This is a genomic window from Nocardiopsis sp. CNS-639 (assembly GCF_000381685.1).
Taxonomy (GTDB): Bacteria; Actinomycetota; Actinomycetes; order Streptosporangiales; family Streptosporangiaceae; genus Nocardiopsis; species Nocardiopsis dassonvillei.
Window position 1 is genome coordinate 36,556 of sequence record NZ_KB906876.1, and the last position, 20,514, is coordinate 57,069.

The 20,514-nt window shown below is 72.7% G+C and carries 16 protein-coding genes; 4 read left to right on the forward strand and 12 right to left on the reverse strand.

The genetic code is table 11. The features are described from left to right. Positions 1–38 precede the first annotated feature (38 nt). The 7 genes from G011_RS0125265 to G011_RS0125295 form a co-directional block, all read right to left on the reverse strand. Positions 39–1,880: an IucA/IucC family siderophore biosynthesis protein gene (locus G011_RS0125265; RefSeq protein WP_019610899.1), complete on the reverse strand. Its 1,842-nt coding sequence runs from the start codon at positions 1,878–1,880 to the stop codon at positions 39–41. Beyond that, positions 1,877–2,506 carry a GNAT family N-acetyltransferase gene (locus G011_RS0125270; RefSeq protein WP_019610900.1) on the reverse strand — a complete coding sequence of 210 codons (630 nt, stop codon included), beginning with the start codon at positions 2,504–2,506 and terminating at the stop codon, positions 1,877–1,879. The genes G011_RS0125265 and G011_RS0125270 overlap by 4 nt, the downstream gene beginning before the upstream one ends. Then, positions 2,503–4,011: a lysine N(6)-hydroxylase/L-ornithine N(5)-oxygenase family protein gene (locus G011_RS0125275; RefSeq protein WP_019610901.1), complete on the reverse strand. Its 1,509-nt coding sequence runs from the start codon at positions 4,009–4,011 to the stop codon at positions 2,503–2,505. The genes G011_RS0125270 and G011_RS0125275 overlap by 4 nt, the downstream gene beginning before the upstream one ends. Next, entirely contained in the window at positions 4,008–5,669 is a 1,662-nt protein-coding gene (locus G011_RS0125280) for an aspartate aminotransferase family protein (RefSeq protein WP_019610902.1), read from the reverse strand. The genes G011_RS0125275 and G011_RS0125280 overlap by 4 nt, the downstream gene beginning before the upstream one ends. Positions 5,670–6,073: 404 nt before the next feature. Beyond that, positions 6,074–6,718, reverse strand: coding sequence for a GPP34 family phosphoprotein (locus tag G011_RS0125285; RefSeq protein WP_019610903.1), 645 nt, complete (start codon positions 6,716–6,718; stop codon positions 6,074–6,076). 124 nt (positions 6,719–6,842) lie between these two features. Then, positions 6,843–7,571 carry an ABC transporter permease gene (locus tag G011_RS0125290; RefSeq protein WP_013152125.1) on the reverse strand — a complete coding sequence of 243 codons (729 nt, stop codon included), beginning with the start codon at positions 7,569–7,571 and terminating at the stop codon, positions 6,843–6,845. A 112-nt stretch (positions 7,572–7,683) separates the two neighbouring features. Further along, positions 7,684–8,568 (reverse strand): ABC transporter ATP-binding protein, encoded by an 885-nt coding sequence (locus tag G011_RS0125295; RefSeq protein WP_019610904.1) that lies wholly within the window; start codon positions 8,566–8,568, stop codon positions 7,684–7,686. 409 nt (positions 8,569–8,977) lie between these two features. On the opposite strand from G011_RS0125295, the gene G011_RS0125305 reads away from it, so the two are divergent. From G011_RS0125305 to G011_RS0125315, 3 genes are all read left to right on the forward strand, one after another. Next, positions 8,978–9,580 (forward strand): DNA-binding response regulator, encoded by a 603-nt coding sequence (locus G011_RS0125305; RefSeq protein ID WP_019610906.1) that lies wholly within the window; start codon positions 8,978–8,980, stop codon positions 9,578–9,580. Positions 9,581–10,135: 555 nt separating this feature from the next. After that, positions 10,136–10,906 carry a DUF3159 domain-containing protein gene (locus tag G011_RS0125310; protein ID WP_019610907.1) on the forward strand — a complete coding sequence of 257 codons (771 nt, stop codon included), beginning with the start codon at positions 10,136–10,138 and terminating at the stop codon, positions 10,904–10,906. Positions 10,907–11,368: 462 nt separating this feature from the next. Beyond that, positions 11,369–12,184 (forward strand): SAM-dependent methyltransferase, encoded by an 816-nt coding sequence (locus G011_RS0125315; protein WP_019610908.1) that lies wholly within the window; start codon positions 11,369–11,371, stop codon positions 12,182–12,184. A gap of 199 nt (positions 12,185–12,383) precedes the next feature. Here the strand turns inward: G011_RS0125315 and G011_RS0125320 are convergent, their stop codons facing one another. The 5 genes from G011_RS0125320 to G011_RS0125340 all read right to left on the reverse strand — a co-directional run bounded on the left by G011_RS0125320 (position 12,384) and on the right by G011_RS0125340 (position 19,206). Continuing rightward, complete coding sequence (locus G011_RS0125320) at positions 12,384–13,937, reverse strand: glycoside hydrolase family 43 protein (protein ID WP_019610909.1); 1,554 nt, start codon at positions 13,935–13,937, stop codon at positions 12,384–12,386. 149 nt (positions 13,938–14,086) lie between these two features. Beyond that, positions 14,087–14,992 (reverse strand): carbohydrate ABC transporter permease, encoded by a 906-nt coding sequence (locus tag G011_RS0125325; RefSeq protein ID WP_019610910.1) that lies wholly within the window; start codon positions 14,990–14,992, stop codon positions 14,087–14,089. Between the two features lies 1 nt (position 14,993). After that, the gene (locus G011_RS0125330; protein WP_019610911.1) at positions 14,994–15,941 is read right to left on the reverse strand and encodes a carbohydrate ABC transporter permease; all 948 of its coding nucleotides are present in this window, start codon (positions 15,939–15,941) and stop codon (positions 14,994–14,996) included. Further along, entirely contained in the window at positions 15,938–17,227 is a 1,290-nt protein-coding gene (locus G011_RS0125335) for an extracellular solute-binding protein (protein ID WP_019610912.1), read from the reverse strand. The genes G011_RS0125330 and G011_RS0125335 overlap by 4 nt, the downstream gene beginning before the upstream one ends. A 134-nt stretch (positions 17,228–17,361) precedes the next feature. After that, a complete protein-coding gene (locus tag G011_RS0125340; RefSeq protein ID WP_019610913.1) occupies positions 17,362–19,206 on the reverse strand; it encodes a glycoside hydrolase family 2 protein in 1,845 nt (614 codons plus the stop codon). 189 nt (positions 19,207–19,395) lie between these two features. Here G011_RS0125340 and G011_RS0125345 point away from each other — a divergent pair, with 189 nt between their 5' ends. Then, on the forward strand, positions 19,396–20,448 hold the full coding sequence (locus G011_RS0125345) for a LacI family DNA-binding transcriptional regulator (protein WP_081643030.1): 1,053 nt from the start codon (positions 19,396–19,398) through the stop codon (positions 20,446–20,448). Positions 20,449–20,514 lie beyond the last annotated feature (66 nt).

Sequence of the window (20,514 nt, forward strand, 5' to 3'; positions counted from 1 at the left end):
GAGCCCATGGGGGTGCGGAACCCCCTGTCCCGCCGCGCCTACCGGGGCGCGGGACGGAACCCGGCGATGGGGTTCTCCAGCGTGCCGACCAGTTGCAGGCCCGCGGACGGGTCCTCCAGGTCGACCATCTGGCGGTTGTTGCGCAGTTGCAGCCGGTTCAGGCACGAGAGTGCGAAGCGTTCCGCGAACAGGTCGTCGCGCGCGAAACGGTCGGCCAGGTGGGGCGCCGACGCCTGGTAGTCGGCGACGCAGGCGGCCACGGTGCGCCAGAAGTCGGTCTCGGACAGGACGCCCTCACCGGCGAGGATGCCGTTGAGGAAGCGCAGGAAGCAGTCGAAGACGTCGGTGAACAGCGACAGCACCCGCATGTCGTCGGGCACCGCGCCCTGAACCCGCTCGACCCCGGGGGGCAGTTCGGCGTCGTCGTTCATCACCGCGATCTCCTCGGCGATGTCCTTGAGCAGGACCCGCTGGGGCACCCCGTCGCGCAGGACGAGGATGACGTTCTCCCCGTGCGGCATGAACACCAGGTCGTGGGCGTAGAAGCAGTGCAGCAGGGGGACGAGGTAGGCGTCGAGGTAGCGGCGCAGCCACTCCGCGGGCTCCAGGCCCGACTCGGCGATGAGCTCCGCGGCGAGGGACCTGCCCTGGGCGTCGGTGTGCAGCAGCGAGGCCATCGTGGCCAGGCGCTCGCCGGACCGCAGCCGTGTCACCGGGCTCTCGCGCCACAGCGCGGCGGTCATCTTCAGGTAGGGCGACTTCTCCGTCGAAGCCTGCGCGTAGTGCGTGGTGCGGTAGCCCACCGCGGCCAGCTCGCGCAGGATCTCCACCCGCGTGGCGCGCAGGACGGGGTCGTCGGCCACGACCGAGGCGACCCAGTCGTTGATGGCCGGGGTGGCCTCCATGTACTTGGCGGACAGCCCGCGCAGGAAGCCCATGTTCAGCACCGACAGGGCGGTCTTGACGTAGTGGCGTTCGGGGGCCGAGGTGTTGAAGAAGGTGCGGATGGACTGCTGGGCGTGGTACTCGTCGGGGCCGTGGCCCAGGCACACCAGGTCGCGGCGGGCGACGTCGGCGGCGAAGGTGACCGCCAGCCGGTTCCACCACTGCCAGGGGTGGACCGGGATCAGGTGGTAGTCGCCGGGGTCCAGGCCCATGTCGGTCAGCCGCGCGTCGAAGACGGCCAGGGCCTGGGCGCCGAGTTCGCCGCGCAGCAGTTCCTCGCGGTCCAGGTCGGCGGAGCAGCTGAAGACCGTGCGCTCGCGCCGCGCGGCGACCCACACCAGCCGCACCGGGGCGGCGGCCTCGGGGGCGTAGGCGCGGTACTCCGCGGCGTCGAAGCCCAGGCGCCCGTTGTTGGCGACGAAGCACGGGTGGCCCTCGGTCATCCCCGCCTCGATCTCCTGGAACCCTGCGCGCGCCAGCTCGGCGGCGCTGGGTCGGGCGCCCGACATGCGGTAGGTGCTGCTGGCCAGGGTGCTGGTGATCTCCTCCAGGTAGACGGGCAGGACGTCCTCGTCGAGCGTGAGCGTCTTGCGCAGGTCCAGGATCAGGTCGAGGGCGTCCAGGGGCAGGTGCGCGCCGTCGCGCCGCAGGTCGCGGCGGACGATGCTGTCGGCCTCGATCCGCCAGTGCTCCAGGGCCATGACGCGGGCCGCGAACCGGTACTCGACGCCGCCGTCGTCGCTGGTGACCGAGAAGAGGCCGTCGGGGCCGGGTTCGGGGGTGATCAGCCGTTCGTGGGCGAACTCGGCCAGGGCCTTGCGCACGAGCAGCCGGTTGGCGCGCTCCCAGGTCTCGGGGGCCAGGTGGGTGACCGCGTCGCGGGGGTCGGGGAGGCGGGGCTGGCGGGTGTCGAGTCCGGTGGTGGGCGTGGTCATCGGCCGATGCCTCCTGTGGTCGGGGCCGCGGCGACGGCGGCGCGGAACTGGGCGCGGGTGCAGGTGCTCAGGTGGGCTTCCTTGTCCTTGAGGGTCACGGTGGTGAGGACCCGGAAGCCCATGGCGGCGTTGAGCGCGTGGACGGCGGTGTTGCGCACGTCCGGTTCGACGACGACGCGTTGGGCGGCGGGGTCGGAGAGGACGAGTTCCATGACGGTGGTGATCACGGCGCGGGTGAAGCCGTGTACGGGCGTGTCGGTGGGCGCCACCAGGAAGTGCATGCCGGTGTCGCCGGGGAGCACGGGGTAGTGGTCGGCGAGTTCGCTGTGGCCGGGGTCGTAGCGCTCGACCAGGAACCGGGGGGTGCCGCGCCACTCGCCGACGTAGGCGTGTTCGTGCGGGGAGGCGGCCATGGTGCGGTAGCCGTGGGCGACGTCCTCCTCGGTGGCCTCGGACATGAGCCAGAAGTGGGATTTGGGGTGGGTGAGCCAGCGGTGCAGGAGGGGGGCGTCGGCGTCGGGGTCCACGGGGCGGACGCCGAACTCGCCGAGTTCGGGGTCGGTGCGGGTGAAGACGGCCGCTGCCGCCTGGTCGGGTGCGGTCCGCGTCGGTGTCTGGTCCCTCATCGGCGCGCCGCCTTCCGTGCCGGGCCGGAGGCCGGGACGGCCGCCTCCAGCGTGCCTTCCCCGGTCGGGCCGTCGCCGCCCCGGGCGTCGGTGTGCGGTGCGCCCTGTTCGGGTGCGCCGAACTCCTGGAAGGCGATCGAGCGCTCGACGGCGTAGGGTTCGCGGCCCAGCATCGCGCGCAGGATGCAGGAGTTGCGGTAGGCGCCCATGCCCAGGTCGGGGGAGACGAAGCCGTGCGTGTGCAGTTCGGCGTTCTGCACGAAGACGGCGCCGCGGGCGAACCGCGGTCCGCGGCCGTCGTCGGGGGAGCCGTCCGCGCCGGGCGCGTCCTGTCCGGCGGGCGGCGCGTCGCGGTCGACGCGGTAGTCGCGGCGCACCGCGAAGCGCCCGGAGTCGTCCCAGGCCAGGCGGTCGGTGATGGGTTCCAGGAAGTCCGGCATCCGGTACTGGTAGCCGGTGGCGAGCACCAGGCCCTCGGTGTCGAGGGCGAAGTCGCGTCCCTGGTCGGTGTTGCGCAGGTCCAGGGTGTACGCGTCGCGCGCCGCGTCGTGGCGGGCGCCGGTGACCTCGGTGCCGGTCATCAGGCGTACGGGCGGCGGGCCCAGGCGGCTCTTGACGTAGAGCAGGTCGTAGATGGCGTTGATGAGGTCGGAGTCGATCCCCTTGTACAGGTTCTTCTGCGAGGCCACGAGCCGGTCGCGGGTGGGGGCCGGGAGCGCGTGGAAGTGGTCGGCGTACTCGGGGGAGGTCATCTCCAGGGTGAGCTTGGTGTACTCCAGCGGGAAGAAGCGCGGGGAGCGGGTGACCCAGTTGAGCTGGTAGCCGTGTTCGTCCAGGTCCTGGAGCAGGTCGTGGAAGATCTCCGCGGCGCTCTGTCCGCTGCCGACGACCGTCACGCTGCGCTTGTCGCGCAGCCGCCGCGCGGCGGGCAGGTAGCCGGAGCTGTGCACGGCGTCGCCGGGCAGGTCGCGGCAGGGTTCTGGCAGGTAGGGGGGTGTGCCGGTGCCGAGCACCAGGCGCCGTGCGCGGTGGGTGTGCCGGGTGCCGGTCGCGGTCTCGGTGCTGTGCAGCAGGTAGAGGGCCTGGTCGGGGTCGTACTCCACGGACTCCACGCGCTGGCCGAAGCGGACGGCGTCGCCCAGGCGCCGGGCGGCCCAGCGGCAGTAGTCGTCGTACTCGGCGCGCAGGGGGTAGAAGCGCTCGCGGATGTAGAAGGGGTAGAGCCTGCCGGTCTCCTTGAGGTAGTTGAGGAAGGAGAAGGGGGAGGTGGGGTCGGCGAGGGTGACCAGGTCGGACATGAAGGGGGTCTGGAGTTCGGCCTCCTCCAGGAGCATGCCGGAGTGCCAGGAGAACTCGGGTTTCTCGTCGAGGAAGAGGCCGTCCAGGCCGGGGATGGGCGCGGTCAGGCAGGCCAGGCCGAGGTTGAAGGGGCCGATGCCGACGGCGGCGAAGTCGTGGACGCGGCCGGGGTCGGCGGCCGGGGCGGGCTGGCGGCTGGTGGTCAACGGGACCTCCCGGTGGTGGTCGGCAGGGTGGAGGCCGCGTGGGCCGCGGTCGTGGTCGGGGCGGGTGGGGCCGGGCGGTCGGGGGTGCCGCGTCCGTTCACGAAGTGGTCGACGTGCGCGGCGATCAGGTCCAGTACCTCGGCGACGTCCTCCCGGGTGGCCCTGGGGTTGAGCAGGGTGAGTTTGAGGTGGGGCCTGCCGTCGACGGTGGTGCGGGCCACGAAGGCGCGGCCCGAGGCCAGCAGTGCCTCGCGTGCGTAGCGGTGGGCGGCGTCGGCGGTGTCGGGGTCGGCGCCGGGTATCGCGCAGCGGAAGACCAGGGTGCTCAGGCTGGGCCGGGTGACCACGGTGAAGCGCGGGTCGGCGTCGAGCAGGGTCCAGGCGGTGGCGGCCAGGTCCAGGACGCTGTCGAAGAGGGCGCCCACGCCGTCGGCACCCATGACGCGCAGGGTGAGCCACAGTTTGAGGGCGTCGAAGCGGCGTGTGGTCTGCAGGCTCTTGTCGACCTGGTTGGGGGAGAGCAGGGGGGTGCTGCCGTCCGAGCGGGAGTTGAGGTAGTCGGCGTGGTAGGTGACGTGGCGCAGGACGTCGCGGTCGCGGACCACGATCGCGCTGGAGCTGACCGGTTGGAAGAAGGACTTGTGGAAGTCCACGGTGACCGAGTCGGCGCGTTCGACGCCCTCCAGCAGGTGGCGGTGGCGCGAGACCAGCAGGCCGCAGCCGTAGGCGGCGTCGACGTGCATCCACACGCCGCGCTGCCGGCACAGGTCGGCGATGCGGGGCAGGGGGTCGATGCTGCCGAAGTCGGTGGTTCCGGCGGTGGCGACGACGGCGATGGGCAGGAGTCCTTCGGCGCGGCATCGGCGCAGTTGGGCGGCGAGGGCGTCGGGGCGCATGCGGCGTCTGTCGTCGCAGGCCACGGTGATGACGGATTCGTAGCCCAGTCCGAGGAGGGCGGCCGACTTGGCGACGCTGAAGTGTCCGGCCTCGGAGGTCAGGACGCGCATCCGGGGCAGGAGTTCGGCCAGGCGGGTGTCCTGTCCCTCCTGTGCCTTGGCGCGGTGGTGGGCCTCGTCGCGTGCCATGAGCAGGGCTTGGAGGTTGGACTGGCTGCCGCCGCTGGTGAAGACGCCGTCCGCGGTCTCGCCGAAGCCGACGCGTTCGCACGTCCAGTCGATGAGCCGCTGTTCGATCAGGGTGCCCCCGGCGCTCTGGTCCCAGGTGTCGAGGGAGGAGTTGACGGCGGACAGGACGGTCTCGCCGAGCAGGGCGGGCAGGACCACGGGGCAGTTGAGGTGACCCATGTAGCGGGGGTGGTGGAAGTAGACGGCGTCGTCGAGGTAGACGCGTTCGAGTTCGTCCAGGGCCGCGGTGGGGTCGTGGAGCGGTTGGTCGAGGTCGACCTTGTCGATCTGGGGGCGCAGGTCCTCGGCGGTGGCTCCGGTGAGCGGCCGGTCGGCTCCGGCGATGCGCCGGGCGACGCGGGCCGCGGCCTCCCCGGTCAGGTCGCGGTAGCGTTCGGCGCTCTGGGCGTCGAACAGCTGTGTCCGGGGGTCGTCGGGGTCCTGGTCGGAGGGGGGTGTGGGCTCGGGCCTGGTGCCGAGGGCACCGGCGTTCCCGTGCAGCGGGCCCGGTGCGGACCGCGCGAGGGAGCTCATGGATCATCCTCCTGGAAACGGGCATGCCGACAGCATCCGCAAAGCGGATGTGGGCATAGGGTGAGGAACTTCGCGAACACTCTTATGTAGGGCGCCCTAACTAAGGGGAGGCTAGCCTAAGTGCCCGAGCCCGTACAGTGTGAGGAGAGTTACAGTGGCGACCATGGTGGTCGCTCAGGGTGATCGGAGGCCGCTGGCCAGGGCGAACGGCCGTGACACAGGGTGATGCGGCCTTCGCGAGAACCGCACATCCAACACGGCGGGCTTTTTCTCGCGGAATGGACGTTTACCCCTCCCGGCACCTTCGCGGTGCTTCGGGAGAGGTCCGTGACCCGGCCCCGCGCCGGGGGAGCGGTCGGCGTCGTGACGGGGCGGGCGAACGCGGACGAGCGCGGCCGCGCCGGTCAGGCGGACGCGCCCTTGCCGGTGGCCATGACGGCCGTGCGGACCGCGTTGCGCAGTCCGGGGGCGGCGGCGTCGAAGCGCTCCTGGACCGCCCTGACCGCGGGCCGGTGCCGCCAGCGCTCGTTGGGGGCGAACACGGTCCACACGTCGCCCTCGGTCGCGATCGCGACCAGGGCCGCGTCCTGGAGGGGCACCGCAGCCGGGTCGCCGCCGCCCAGGACCGCCTCGCGCGTGCGCTCGCGCAGCCGGTCCACCTCCTCGGGCCGGTCGGGGGTGGCCGTGCGGGTGGGGAAGACCCCCAGCGTCCGGCCGCGCCTGACCGTGACCGACCCGTTCGCGACGAGCCCCTCGCGCACCATCTCCTCGGCCCTGCCCATCTGGGGGTAGAGGAGGTTGATCCAGTGGTGCGGCTCGTCGGGGGACAGGTCGGACAGGACCCGGGCCAGGAACGGGTCCCGGGGCGCCCGGGCGATGGCGCGCGTCACCTTGCCGTCGCGGGGGCGCAGCAGCCCGCCCAGGGTCAGGTCGGCCAGCGCCGCGGCGCACAGCAGTTGGCCGCGGTAGCCGGCGCTGACGGGGTCGAACCGGTTGTTGTCGGTGTCGTAGCTGAGCAGGTAGAGCCGCTGCGGCAGCGTCAGGTCCATGTCGTTCTCCTCTCGAAGGCGTCCTCGCGGGGCGCCCGCCCGCGGCGGGAGCCCTCGCGGGCCCGGTCGGGATCTGTCGTGGAAGTACCCCGTCCGCGTGCGCGGGCGGCCCGCGCCGGGGCCCTCACCTGCGCGGTTCCCAGCGGAAGATCCGGGTGGCCGCCGCGACGGCGACGACGACCCAGGCCAGCGTGGGCGCCAGCAGGAACAGGGAGTCGGCGACCGGGACGCCGCCGCTCCAGGCGTTGACGACCAGCTCCGAGGCCGAGCCGCCGGGCAGCAGCCGCTTGAGCAGGGTCAGCTCCTCGGTGCCGGTGAACCCCACCCACCCGGAGACGGCCAGGACGCCGATCATGATGGGCAGCGTGGTCACCTGGGCGTGGTCGGGGGAGTTGGTCAGTCCGGCCGTGGCCAGCCCCAGGCCCGCCATCATGACCATCGTCGCGACGACGGCCGCCACCAGCAGGAGCAGGTTGTCCGGGGCGCCGCCGACCACGGCCAGCACGGTCAGGATCACGGCCACCTGGACCAGCGTGACGGCGGTGACCGGGAGCAGCAGCCCGGTGAGGATACTGGCGTCGCCCGAGGCCGTGGAGCGCAGCCGCTTGAGGAAGAGGTTCTGCCTCCGGGAGGCGAGCGTGGTGACCGAGGTGGTGTAGAGCCCCATGGTCACCACGAGGAACACCAGGATCGAGGCGATGGCGCCCGGGTCCACGGCCTCGCGCAGCGCGGGGAAGGTCTGGTGCATGTAGATGTAGAACGCGCTGGAGGCCGCCGGGACGATGAGCATGGTGACCAGAACCAGCCGGTTCCGGAAGATCTGGATCAGCTCGCTCTGAGCGATCGAGAGCATGGTGCGGGTCCTTTTCCTGGAAGGTACGGGGAGTCGGGGTGTGTTCGGTGGCCGTCGCGCGGCGGGGCGCGGCTCCCGGGGAACCCCGGGGAACACGGCCCGGGACAACGGGCTAGTCGTCGCCGATGGAGCGGAAGACGTCGTCGAGCCGGGTCGGACCGGCCTCCAGCCCCCGCAGTTCGACCGCGTTGTCCTGCGCCCAGCCCAGCAGGGTGTACAGGTCCTTCTGCAGGCCCAGGGTCTCGACGAGGAACGCCCCGTCGCCCTGGCGCGCGGCCTGGACCGGCGGCGTCGGCGCGGTGTCGGGCAGGGAGAAGCGGATCGTGGCCGGAAGGGTCTGCGTCAGCTCGGCCACGGTCCCCTCCCGGTGGAGGGAACCCTTGTGCATCAGCCCGATGCGGTCGGCGCGCTGCTGGGCCTCCTCCAGGTAGTGCGTGGTCAGCACGATGGTCGAGCCGTCCTCGCGCAGCCTGTCCACGGCCTCCCACAGCCCGTCCCGGGACTGGATGTCCAGTCCGGTGGTGGGCTCGTCCAGGAAGATCAGCTCCGGCGACCCGTACGCGGCGGTGGCGAAGTCCAGCCGCCGCTTCTCGCCGCCCGAGAGCTGGGACACCTTGGTAGCGGCCTTGGCGGTGAGGCCGACCATGCCGAGCACGCGTTCGACCGTGTCCGTGCGCCGGGTGAGCCCGCCGATCAGCCGGACCGACTCCTTCACCGTCAGGTCCGGGGAGAACCCGCTCTCCTGGAGCATGATGCCCACCCGGGGCCGTACGGCGCGTCGGTCGCGCGGGTCCTGGCCGAAGACCCGTACGGTGCCCGAGGTGGCGGTGCGGTGGCCCTCGACGGTCTCCAGGGTCGAGGTCTTGCCCGCGCCGTTCGTGCCGAGCAGCGCGTAGAGTTCCCCGCGCCCCACCTGGAGGGACAGGTCCCTCACGGCGTGGAAGTCCCCGTACTTGAGGTTGAGCCGTTCGACGTCGATGACTGCTGTGGATGTCATGCTTCCATTGCAGCGCTCACCGCGCCCGCGGGGCAGTGGGACCACGTCACCACCCGGCCGTGACGTTTGTCGGGGTGAGGCCATGACGCGGTGTCACTGGTGGGCGCGGCGGGATCGGCGGAATACTGGGGCGGACCCCTGCCCTCGAACCCGGAGAGCCGCACATGGACACCCGGCCCCCGCGCACCCCGCCGACGGCGGCTCCGGCCCTCCTGCGGCCGCCCGGGGCGCTGGTCCGGCACGGCCCGTCGGCGTCCTACGTCTTCGCCACCGCGGCCGCCCCGCGCGAACGCGTGGCCGACCGCGGCGGCGGGTCGACGGTCCGACACGACAAGGGCCGGTCCCCGACCGCCGCGCAGTTCCCGCGCCCGGCCCCGGCACAGCCCACGACAACGCGGAAGGACTGCAGATGACCACCGTGGTACTCGCCGATGACGAGGCCCTCCTGCGCAAGGCGATGGCCGCCCTGCTCCCGCTGGAGGGGGAGATCACCGTGCTCGCCGAGGCGGAGGACGGGGAGGAGGCCGTGCGGGCCACGCTGGACCACCGGCCCGACGTGCTCGTCATCGACCTGGAGATGCCCAACGTGGACGGGCTCGGCGCCGTCGAGCGGATCCGCCGTGAACTGCCGGACCAGGTGATCCTCATGCTCACCCGCCACGCCAGGCCCGGGGTGCTCCGCAAGGCGCTCAAGCTCCGGGTGCAGGGGTTCGTCAGCAAGTCCGCGGAACCGGCGCACATCGCCTCGGTCATCGCCAACCTGCACCAGGGCAGGCGGTGGATCGACCCGGACGTCTCCGCGCTCGCCGTCATCGACGACTGCCCGCTCACCGACCGCGAGGTGGACGTGCTGCGGGCGACCAGCGAGGGCTACTCGGTCGCCGACATCGCCGCCCAGCTCCACCTGGCGGAGGGCACGGTGCGCAACTACCTCTCCAACGCGATGCAGAAGACCCAGACGCGGACCCGGCACGAGGCGGCGCGGTACGCGCGCGAGCACGACTGGCTGTGAGTCTTCGGCGCCGTTTCCGCGGACGCCACCTTCCCGGACGCCGCCTCCCCGGCGTCGTGGGCCCGTGACACCGGCCCGCGGCGCCGCTTCTCCGGTGTGCCCGGGCCGGTTCGGGGCCGGGGTGGGCCCGTGCTCCTCCCACCGGGAGGCGGCCCTCCGTCTCCCCACGGGAGTCCGCGGACTCCCACCGGGAGACGGAGGGCCGCGGACTCCCGTGCGCCCGGGGGCGCCGGGGAGGGACACCCGGGCGCCGGGGCGGTCATGACACATCGGTGACCTCGTGTTTCGCGTTCCACCAGTGACACCACGTCATGGTCGGTCGCAGCGCGACGTCACGGCGAAGTGGTGACGCCGTCGCACTGCCCGAGGAGCGCGCGCACCGGTGGAATAGGGGTCATGAGCTTCACACCGGCCACCACCGGAGGACACCCGGAGCGAACGCGAAGCACCTCGTCGCCCCTTCCCCGCACGGGGGCGGCCCGGATGCGACCGCGACCGCGACGGAGCGTCGACCCGGCGGCGGAGCCGGTCCCGGACCTGAAAGAGAGGAACGAGATGGCACGCAGCGACACGACCGCAGCCCAGAACCTCCTCGACTCCCCCGAGCACACCGACCCGACCACCTCCCCGGACGGAGTGACCATGACCGAGCACCTCCCCGCCCAGCCCCAGCAGTCCCCCGGTCCCGCCCAGCCCGTCAGCGCCAAGCAGGCGGCGATGGACGCGGCGGGCGGCCCGTGGGGCATGGTCCTCTCGGCGATCCCGGCCCTGGTCTTCGCGGGGGCCATCGCCTTCGTCTCGCCGCTGGTCGCCGTCGGGATCGCGATCGCCCTGGCCGTGGCGATCGCCGTGGTCCAGCTCTGGCGCGGCAAGCCCTTCAGCTCCGTGTACGGCGGGGTGCTCGGCGTCGTGATCGCCGGAGGCATCGTCGCCTGGACCGGGTCGGCCAACGACTTCTTCGTGATCGGGATCTGGGCCGCCCTGCTGGTGGGCGTGGCCGTGCTCGTCACGACCCTCATGAACCGGCCGGTGACCGGCGTCATCTGGAACGCCGTGCACGGCGGCACCCACGCCTGGCGTGAGGACCGGCCCACGCTGGTCGCGCACCACCTCGCCACGTTCGCGGTGCTGGTCCTGTGCGCGCTGCGGTTCGTGGTGCAGGGCTGGCTCTACCTGGCCGACTCCACCGCCTGGCTGGCGGTCGCCGACACCGTGATGGGCTTCCCGCTGATGGCCCTGGTCGCCGTGGTGGTCATCTGGGCGTTCCGCCGCTCCACCAAGCGCCTGGTCAAGTCCTCCGCCCCCGAGGCCGCCGAGCAGGACTGACCGCCCCACCGGCCTCCGGTCCGCCCGTCCGCAACACATCCCCAGCGCCCCGCCGCGCGGGCCGATGACCCTCGGCCCGCGCGGCGGGGTGTCCGGTACACGGCTCCGGCACGCGGCGGGGCGGGCGGAGGCCACCGCGGTACATGCCGTCGCCCCGCTGTCCCGCAGCCCTACCGCCGCGCCCCCAGCGCTGGGCCGCCCTACCGCCGGGCCTGGCGGGCCTCTCCCTTCCGTGGGGGAACACCTCCCCCGGGGCGCGCGTCTTCAGCGCCGGGGCTTTCCCTTCCGTGGGAAATACCGACCTCAAGGGGAGGATTCGGGCATTCGGTGGGGGACGTGCACACACGGTGTGGATAGCATCGGTGCGAGCAGTTTCCCCGACCACGGCGGTATTCCGGCTCCGTGAGCACCGGGGGCTGCGTTCCGTGACGTCCGCCCCCGTCTATCGAGGTAGATGCCCAGATGACCGACGATGCGTCCACTCCCGCCTCCGCCGAACGCCCGCCGCAGATCGACACCACCCGGACCCACTCGGCCCGGATCTGGAACTACTGGATGGGCGGCAAGGACCACTACCCGATCGACCGGGAGGCGGGTGACGCGGTCGCCGCGGGCTTCCCCGAGATCGTGGACCTGGCCCGCACCAGCCGGGAGTTCCTGATCCGCGTCGTGACCCACCTGGCGGGCGAGGCGGGCGTCCGCCAGTTCCTCGACATCGGCACCGGCATGCCCACCGCCAACAACACCCACGAGGTCGCCCAGTCGATCGCCCCGGAGGCCCGCGTGGTCTACGTGGACAACGACCCCCTCGTGCTCGCGCACGCCCGCGCGCTTCTGGTCGGCACCCCCGAGGGGGTCACCGACTACATCGACGCCGACCTGCGCGACCCCGACGCGATCCTGGAACGGGCCGCCCAGACCCTGGACTTCGACCAGCCCATCGCGCTCATGCTCATGGGCGTCCTGGGCCACGTGCCCGACGACGAGGTCCTGCCCGTCGTGCGCCGCCTGGTGGACGCGCTGCCCTCGGGCAGCTACCTGGCCAGCTACGACGGCACCAACACCAGCGAGGCCTACAACGAGGCCATCGAGGTGGGCAACAAGCAGGGCGCTGTCCCCTACCTCCTGCGCAGCCCGGAGGAGGTCGCCGCACGCTTCGAGGGCCTGGAGCTGCTGGAGCCGGGTGTGGTCCCCTGCCCCCTGTGGCGCCCCGCCCCCATCGAGGTCGGCTCCCGGCGCGGCATGGACCAGTACGGCGGCGTGGCCCGCAAGCCCTGACACCGCGAGGACGCCCGACGCCGCCCGCGAACCCCCGCGCCACGTGCGTGCCCGCCGCCGGTACCGGCTGGTGGAGGCGGCCGGGGGCGGCCCCGCTTCCGCGCGGGGCCGCTGGCGCTCGGATGCCGCGGCCCCGCCGACGCACACGGGCGCACGCCGGATCCGCCCGCGGCCGGGCCGTGAGCGGATCCGGTCGCGCTCAGGGCGCGGGGTAGACCTCCGCGCGGTCGACGGTGACGATCGCGTCGCTGGACTCGGCGGGCCCGTCACCGGTGACCGTGACGGTCAGGGTGTGCTCGCCGGGGCCGAGTTCGGGGCTCAGGTACACGCGCTGCTCCCCGACCCGGAACGGGTGGTGGTAGCTCACCGGCTCCGAGGGCGGCCCGCCGTCCACCGAGAACGTCGCGTAGCCGTGGTCGGTGTCCAGCGACCCGTACACCGCGATCCGCGACCCGGTGAAGTGGTAGGTGGCCGTGGCCCCGGCCTGGGCGGTGTAGTGGTCGTCGCCGTGGAAGCAGTGCGCCCCGCAGCGGTCCCCCGTGGTCCAGTCGCCCTCGTAGGAGACCCGCGGTCCGCCCCGGCCGGTGTCGGTGTCGTTGACCGCCGTGCTGCCCGCGCCCGGGTCCCCGGAGGGGAGGCGCTGGGTGGCCCCCGCCGCCAGCGGCCGTCCGAGGTCGGGGGTCCCCTCGGGGGTCCAGCCGATGCGCTGGGCCCGCGTGGACCGGAAGGAGTAGGTGTACTCAGGCGTGTTCTTGGCGTGGTAGGCGATCCAGTCCTCGGTGCCGTCGGGCGAGCGGAAGAAGAAGTGGTGCCCGGGACCCCAGACCCCGGCCGCGTCGTCGCGGCTGAACAGCGGCCCCGGCAACTGCTCCCAGGCGTCCGCCGACAGCGGGTCGGCGCCCTCGTCCAGCGCGATCGACCAGATCTGGTAGTCGGGTTTTCCGGTGTCGCAGGTGGAGTAGGTGAGGAAGGTCCGGCCGTCGCGGTACAGCGGGGTCGGCCCCTCCCGGACCTCGGGGCAGCCGCCCTCGTTGGGCAGCGCGACGGGTTCGCCCTCGATCGTCCAGGGGTTGCTCATCCGCGCGGCGTAGAGCTGCTGGGGGCCGCCGTCGAACCCGCGTCCGGGGCTGCTCCAGGCGAAGTAGGGCTGCCCGTCGTGCACGAACGGTTCGCCGTCGATGGCGTAGGTGCCGGTGTCGGCGATCCGGGCCTTGAACTCGTAGGGTCCGGCCGGGTCGTCGCCGGCCGACTCCAGGACGTAGAGCCGGTGGCTGGCGTCCCGCTCCACGGGGTCGGTCAGCCTGCTGTCGGCGGCCGTGTAGTAGAGGTACCAGCGCGGCCCGTCCCCGGTCTGGAACCGGTGCAGCGCCGGGGCCCACAGTTCGGTGTCGCGGCTGGGATCGCTGTCGCGCCACACCTCCACGGGTTCGGCGGTGGCCAGGGTGGCCAGGCTGGGCGAGCTCCACACGGAGATGCGATCGCCCTGGGTGGTGGACAGGTGGTAGTTCCCGTCGTGGTGCACGATCGTGGGGTCTGCTCCGGCGTTGAGGGGGTTGCGGAACGTTCCCTCCTGGATGGAATCGGCGGGAACCGCCTGATCTGCCGGTCCGGCGGCATCGGCAGCCGTGGCGGCGGTACCGCTGGAGGACGCGGCGGTGGCGGTGGTGGCGAGGGGGAGTACGAGCAGCGCCAGGGTCAGGGCGCCGAGAACCGTCAGGTGGTGTCGCGGGCGAGGGGACGTGCGTGGTGACATCGCTGTTTCCCGTCCGGTGAGTGGTGCTCTTCCTGCTTCTTACGTCGTTGTCGTCGTGCGGTGGAGCCCGCGCGCCCGCGGCCCCGGCGACGCGCGGTGCGCCCCCGGGCACGCCCCGGCCGGCCGGTCCCGGGCGCGCGGACCGGTTCTCACTGGCCGCCCAGACCCGTCGTGGCGACGCTGTTGACGATCTGGCGCTGGAACAGCATGAACACCACCACCATCGGCGCCGCCGCCACCATCGACGCCGCCAGCTGCGAGGCGTAGAAGGTGCCGTAGGAGTCCAGGATGTTGGGGATGCCCACGGGCAGCGTCATCAGGGCCGGGTCGGTCGTGATGATGAACGGCCACAGGTAGTTGTTCCAGGCGGTGATGAACACGAAGATCGACGCCGCCGCCAGGATGGGCCGCGACAGCGGCATGATCACCGTCGTGAACAGCCGCCAGTAGGAGGCCCCGTCCATACGGGCCGCCTCGTCCAGCTCGCGCGGCACCGCGTCGAAGAACCGCTTGAGCACGAACACGATGACCGGCGCCACCAGCTGCGGCAGGATCACCGCCGCGTAGGTGTCCACCAGGCCCAGCGACACCATCTGCTGGAACAGCGGCACGATGAGCAGCTGCGGCGGGACCACGATCGCCGCCACCGTGAGGGCCATCAGCGCCGCCCGGCCCCGGAAGTCCATGCGCGACATCGCGAAGGCCGCCGGGGCCGCCACCACGATCGTGAGCAGGGTGACCAGCACGGCGACGACCAGGCTGTTGAACAGCCACATCTGCACGTTCCCGGCCTCGAACAGGTTGCGGTACTGCTCCAGGGTGAACCCGGTCCCGGGGACCAGGGTCGGGGGCAGCGCGACCGCGTCCCCCTCGGTCTTGAACGAGGTGACCAGCGCCCACACCATGGGGGCCAGCCACAGCACCGCGAGGACCGCCAGCGCCGACACGGCGGCGATCCGCGGTCCGCGGCCCCCGCCCAGCATCAGGTCGCGCTGCCTGGCGCGGTCCAGGGCCGCCTCGGCCCGCCGCGTCGAACGAATGCTCCGCGTCGCCATGTCAGACCCTTCTCCGCGCGCTGATCCACAACTGGAGGGCGGCCACGCCCAGGACGAGCGCCAGGAACAGGTAGGAGACGGCGGCGCCGTACCCGAACCGGTAGCCGGTGAAGCCCACGTCGTAGATGTAGAGCAGCAGCGAGCGGGTCGCCTCGCCCGGGCCGCCCCCGGTGAGCAGGTAGATCTGGTCGAAGACCTTCAGCGAGGCCAGCACCTGCAACAGCAGGACGACCACCGTGGTGCCCCGCAGTTGGGGGAGGGTGACGTGGCGCAGGCGGGCCCACGCCCCCGCTCCGTCCAGCGCGGCGGCCTCGTACAGGTGGCCGGGGAGCGACTGGAGGGCGGCCAGGTACAGCAGGAAGTTGAACCCGACCGTCCACCACACCGTGGTCAGCGCCACCGACCACATCGCCACGCCCTCGTCGGTCAGCCAGCCCAGGCCCTCCATCCCCAGCAGCCCCAGAGCGTGGTTGAGCAGACCGAAGTCCTCCACGTACAGGAACTTCCACACCAGCGCGACGGTGGCCACCGGCAGCAGGAACGGCAGGAAGAAGGACAGCCGCCACAGCCACTGCCCGGGCAGGCCGGTGTGCACCAGGACCGCCATGGCCAGTGCGACCACCACCAGGGGGACGGTGGTGATGAGGGTGAACAGGACGGTGTTGCCCAGGGTCCGCCACACCATCGGGTCGCCCAGCGCCTCGGCGTAGTTGTCCAGCCCGACGAACGCGCCGCCCGCCCCGTTGAGGGCGGTGTCGGTGAAGCTCATCCACAGGCCGCTCACCAGCGGCCAGGCCAGGAACAGCGCGTACACCAGGAGGAAGGGCAGCAGGAACACCAGGGGCGAGTCCGCCAGGCGCCGCCACAGCAGCCGCGCGCCGCCGGGGCCGCCCGGCGGGGAGCCCGCGCCCGCGCGGGCGCGGGCGGGGACTCGGGTGGTCACGCTCATTCCTGGCCTCCCGGGTTGGTGCGGGCGGCCCAGGAGTCCAGGGTCCGGCCCAGGTGGTCCACCGCCGCCTCGGGCCCGTCGCCGGTCAGGGCCGTGCGCAGCGCCTCGCTCACGTCGGAGTGGAACCGCGATCCGGCCCCGGCGAACCACACCTCGGGGTCGAGCACGGGGGTCTCACCGGCGGCGGCGTAGTCCGACTGCGGGTCCAGCGCCAGGTACTCCGGCGACTGGGCGATCGGCGAGTAGGCCGGGATGTGGCCCGCCTCGCCCCAGATCAGGCTGTTGCGCACCATGAGCGCCACGAACTCGTGGGCGGCGCGCACCCGTGCGGGGTCGGGGTCGCCCTGGCGGGGCAGCACGAAGGCGTGGGAGTCGGCGTATCCGCCGGGCTGGTCGAAGACCGTGGGGAAGGGGGCCGCCCCCAGGTTCTCCACGTGTTCCGACAGGTAGGGCAGCTCCCACTCCCCGCACACGAGCATCGCCGAGCGCCCCGAGGCGAAGGCCGCCAGGGCGGTGGGGTAGTCCAGGTTCGGCTCCGACGTCCGGCCGTCGAGCAGTTCGGCGAGGAAGGAGTACACGCGCAGCGCAGCGTCGCGGTCGAACACCGCCGGTCCGCCCTCGGGCAGCTCCATGGACGCGCCGGTCTGGTTGTACAGCATCCAGAACAGCCGCCACCCCTGGGAGTCGTCGTTGACGTGCCCGTAGGAGACGCCGTTGCCGCCCCCGGCCTCGGCCAGCGCCCGGGAGGCCGCGAGGAACCCCTCGGGGGAGTCCATCCCGGTCAGCTTCCCGTCCCCGTCGAGCAGACCGGCCCGGTCGGCGACCCCGGTGTCGTAGAAGACGATCACCGGGTGGGTGTCCAGCGGGACGGCGTAGGTGGCGCCGTCGTGGATGCCGCGTTCCCACAGGTCGGGTACGAAGTCCTCGGCGGTGACCCCGAACTCGGCCAGCAGGTCCAGGTCGAAGGGTTCGAGCAGCCCGCCGGGGGCGTACCCGGGCAGGCGGGACAGGTGCAGCACGGCCGTCTCGGGGGCCCGACCGCCCACGGAGGCCACCGCCAGCTTGGTGTAGTACGGCGGCCCCCAGGCCAGCGTGCTGGGGGTGACGTCCAGGTGCGGGGCCTGTTCGCGCACCGCGTCCAGCATGGTCTGCACCCGGGCGCCGTCGCCGCCCTGGAACAGGCTCCAGAACCGCACCTGCGCGGTCGATCCCGCACCGGGGGCGGGGGAGCATCCGGCGGCGCCCAGGGCCGAGCCCAGGGTGAGGGCTCCCGTGCCCAGGAGCACGCGGCGCCGCGAGAACGGTGGAGGCGGCCCGGTCGGCGGGCTGGATCTGCGTGGTGGGTGCGGCATCGGCGGACTCCAAGGGGAGGGCGGGGGGTGGTGGGGGCGGTGGGCCCCGGGGCGTCCCGGGGACGCACTCACTCGGGCCGACGATCGGCCTTCTCGTACGCGGCGGTCCTGCGCTGGGCGGCCGCGATGCGGGCGGTGTCGAGCTTGTCGCCGCGGTCGAACCGGTAGACGCCGTTGCGTTCCTGGAAAACGTCGGTGAGCTGCGTGTAGCAGTAACCGAACATGTCCGGGTCCTCCAGCAGCACACCCGTCAGACCCTCGAAGCGGGTGTGGAACTCCTCCGCGGTCCTGGGGTAGTCGCCGTACCCCCACGACTGCTCGCCGCCGTCGGTGCCGGGGTCCCAGCGGATCCCGCCGAACTCGCTGCAGAAGTAGGGCTGGCCGCGGTAGGGCACCGACCAGTCGCGGCCGTCCGCGCCGCGGTTGACGTAGGGGTCGTCCTGGGCGAGGCCGCTCATCTGCTCGCGGAACGCCTCGGGGTCCTGCTCGTAGCTGTGGGAGTCGTAGACGTCGGTCTCGGGGACCCGGTGGGCGTATCCGGAGGCGTCCACCACCGGACGGGAGGGGTCGATCGCCTTGGTGGCCAGGAACATCGCTCGGGTCACGTCGTCCAGCGCGGTGAAGCGGTCGTGCAGCCGTTGGAAGGTCTCGTTGAGCGGGCACCACCCGACGACGCTGGGGTGGGAGTAGTCGCGTTCCACGGCCTCGGTCCACTGGGCCACGTAGGAGGCGTCCGGCCGCTGGTTGTCGTCGGCGGGGCCGCCGTGGGCCGCGCACCCCCAGTCGCCGAACTCGCCCCAGACCAGGTAGCCGAGCCGGTCGGCGTGGTAGAGGAAGCGCTCCTCGAAGACCTTCTGGTGCAGGCGGGCCCCGTTGAACCCGGCCCGCAGACCCAGTTCGATGTCGCGCACCAGGGCGTCGTCGTCGGGCGCGGTCATCAGCCCGTCGGGGTAGTAGCCCTGGTCCAGGACCAGGCGCTGGAACACGCGTCGGCCGTTGATCAGGATCGCCTTGCCCTGGACGGAGACCGACCGCAGGCCCGCGTAGGACCCGGCCCGGTCCACCACCCTCCCCCCGGCGTCCAGCAGTTCCAGGCGCAGCGTGTACAGGTGCGGGTCCTGCGGCGACCAGGCGCGGCGTCGCTCCACCGGCACCGCCAGGGTCAGTCGGGGCGCGGTGTCCAGGTCGGCGCGGGCCTCGGTGGCGGTGACCTCGCCGTCCTCGTCCTCCAGGACGGCGCGCACCCGCAGGCCCTCGCCGCTGCCGGACAGCGGAAGGAGCAGGTGGAAGGCCCCGTTGGCCAGGTCCGGGGTGATGCGGGGGCGGCGCAGGTGCGTGTCGGGGACCGGTTCCATCCACACGGTCTGCCAGATCCCGGTGGTGCGCGTGTAGTGGCACCCGGTGTTGGCGTACCAGGTGGCCTGCTTGCCGCGGGCCTGGAAGCCGTGTCGGCTGTCGCGGGCGCGCACGACCACCACGGCCTCCTCGCCGGGAGCGGCGACCCCGGACAGGTCGGCGGTGAAGGGGGTGAACCCGCCGCGGTGGCGCACGACCTCCGTGCCGTTGACCCACACGGTGGTGTCGTGATCGACGGCCTGGAAGTGCAGCAGGACGCGCCGTCCTGCCCAGGTGTCGGGGACGCGGACGGTGCGCCGGTACCAGACCGCCTCCATGAAGTCGGTGTCGCCCACGCCGGACAGCTCCGACTCCGGGCAGAAGGGGACGGTGATGGTGCCGGAGAGTTCGGCCTCGCGCAGGCCCCGTTCGAGCCCGCTGTCGCCGCGGTCGATCTCGAAGTCCCACGTGCCGTTCAGGCACAGCCAGTCGGGTCGGGTGAACTGCGGGCGCGGGTACTCGGGGCGGGGAGGGGCGGTGGGCCCGTCCCCGCGCTGTGAGCGCTGGTGCGTCGGCACGGAGGTGTTCTCCTTCTCACGGCGTCGTCCTGTGACTGGCGTCACGCCACATGTCAGCACATTTTTACATCGATGTAAATACCTCGATCCGAAGGTCAGGAGGCTTCCGACGCCGCGCGGAGGGCGGCCGGAGCCGACCGGCGGGCGGCGGCGGAACGCGGGCTAGGATGGCGCTGATCGGGGGTGGACGTGGGCACGAGGCCGCGTATCAAGGACGTCGCGCGTCAGGCCGGGGTCTCGGAGAAGACGGTTTCCAACGTTATTAACGACCATCCGCACGTCCGGCCCGCCACGCGCGCCGCCGTGGAGGCGGCCATCGACGCGCTGGGCTACCGGGTCAACCTGGCCGGACGCCACCTGCGCCGCGGCCGGAGCGGCGTGATCGCGCTGGTCGTGCCCGAACTCGACCTGGGCTACTTCGCCGAACTGGCCGACCTGGTCATCCGCGAGGCCGAACGGCTCTCGCGCACCGTCCTGGTCCACCAGAGCGAGGCCCGCCGCGAGCGCGAGGAGTCCGCGCTGGAGGGGTTCGGCGCCGACTTCGTGGACGGGGTCATCCTCAGCCCGCTCGCCATGGACGACGCCGCCCTGCGTACGCACCCCTCCCGGCTGCCGGTGGTGCTCCTGGGCGAGCTGCCCCGCACGGTCCGGCACGGCCACGTCGCGATCGACAACGTGGCCGCCGCGCGGGAGGCGACCGAGCACCTGCTCGACGGCGGGCGCACCCGGATCGCGGTGGTGGGCGGTCGGCCGCCGGGCCCCTCCGGCACGGCCGAGCTGCGCACCCGCGGTTACCGCGAGGCCCTGGAGGCGCGGGGGAGGAGCTACGACCCCGAGCTGGTGCGACCGGCCGGGCACTTCCACTGGAGGGACGGGGCGGAGCTGGCCGCCGAACTCGTCGCCGGACCCAGGCCGCCCGACGCGCTGCTGTGCATGAACGACCTGCTGGCGCTGGGGGCGATGCGCGCGCTGCACGACGCAGGGGTGCGGGTCCCCCGGGACGTGGCGGTGGTGGGGTTCGACGACATCGCCCCCGGGCGCTACTCCGTGCCGAGCCTGACCACCGTCGCCCCGGACAAGCCGGGCCTGGCCCGCGAGGCGGTGCGGCTGCTGCTGGAGGAGGTGGAGGCCCGTCGCGGCGCCCCGGACGCGGAGCCCGGGGCCGGGGCCGACCGGGCCTCGGCCAAGGTCGTCGTGGGCCACACCCTTCTCGTGCGGGAGAGCAGTGCCAGCGCGCTCTGACACCTGTCCTCGGAGAGGCCGAGCCCACCAGGCGCGCAAGCCGCTTTGCGGAAATGCATGGAAATG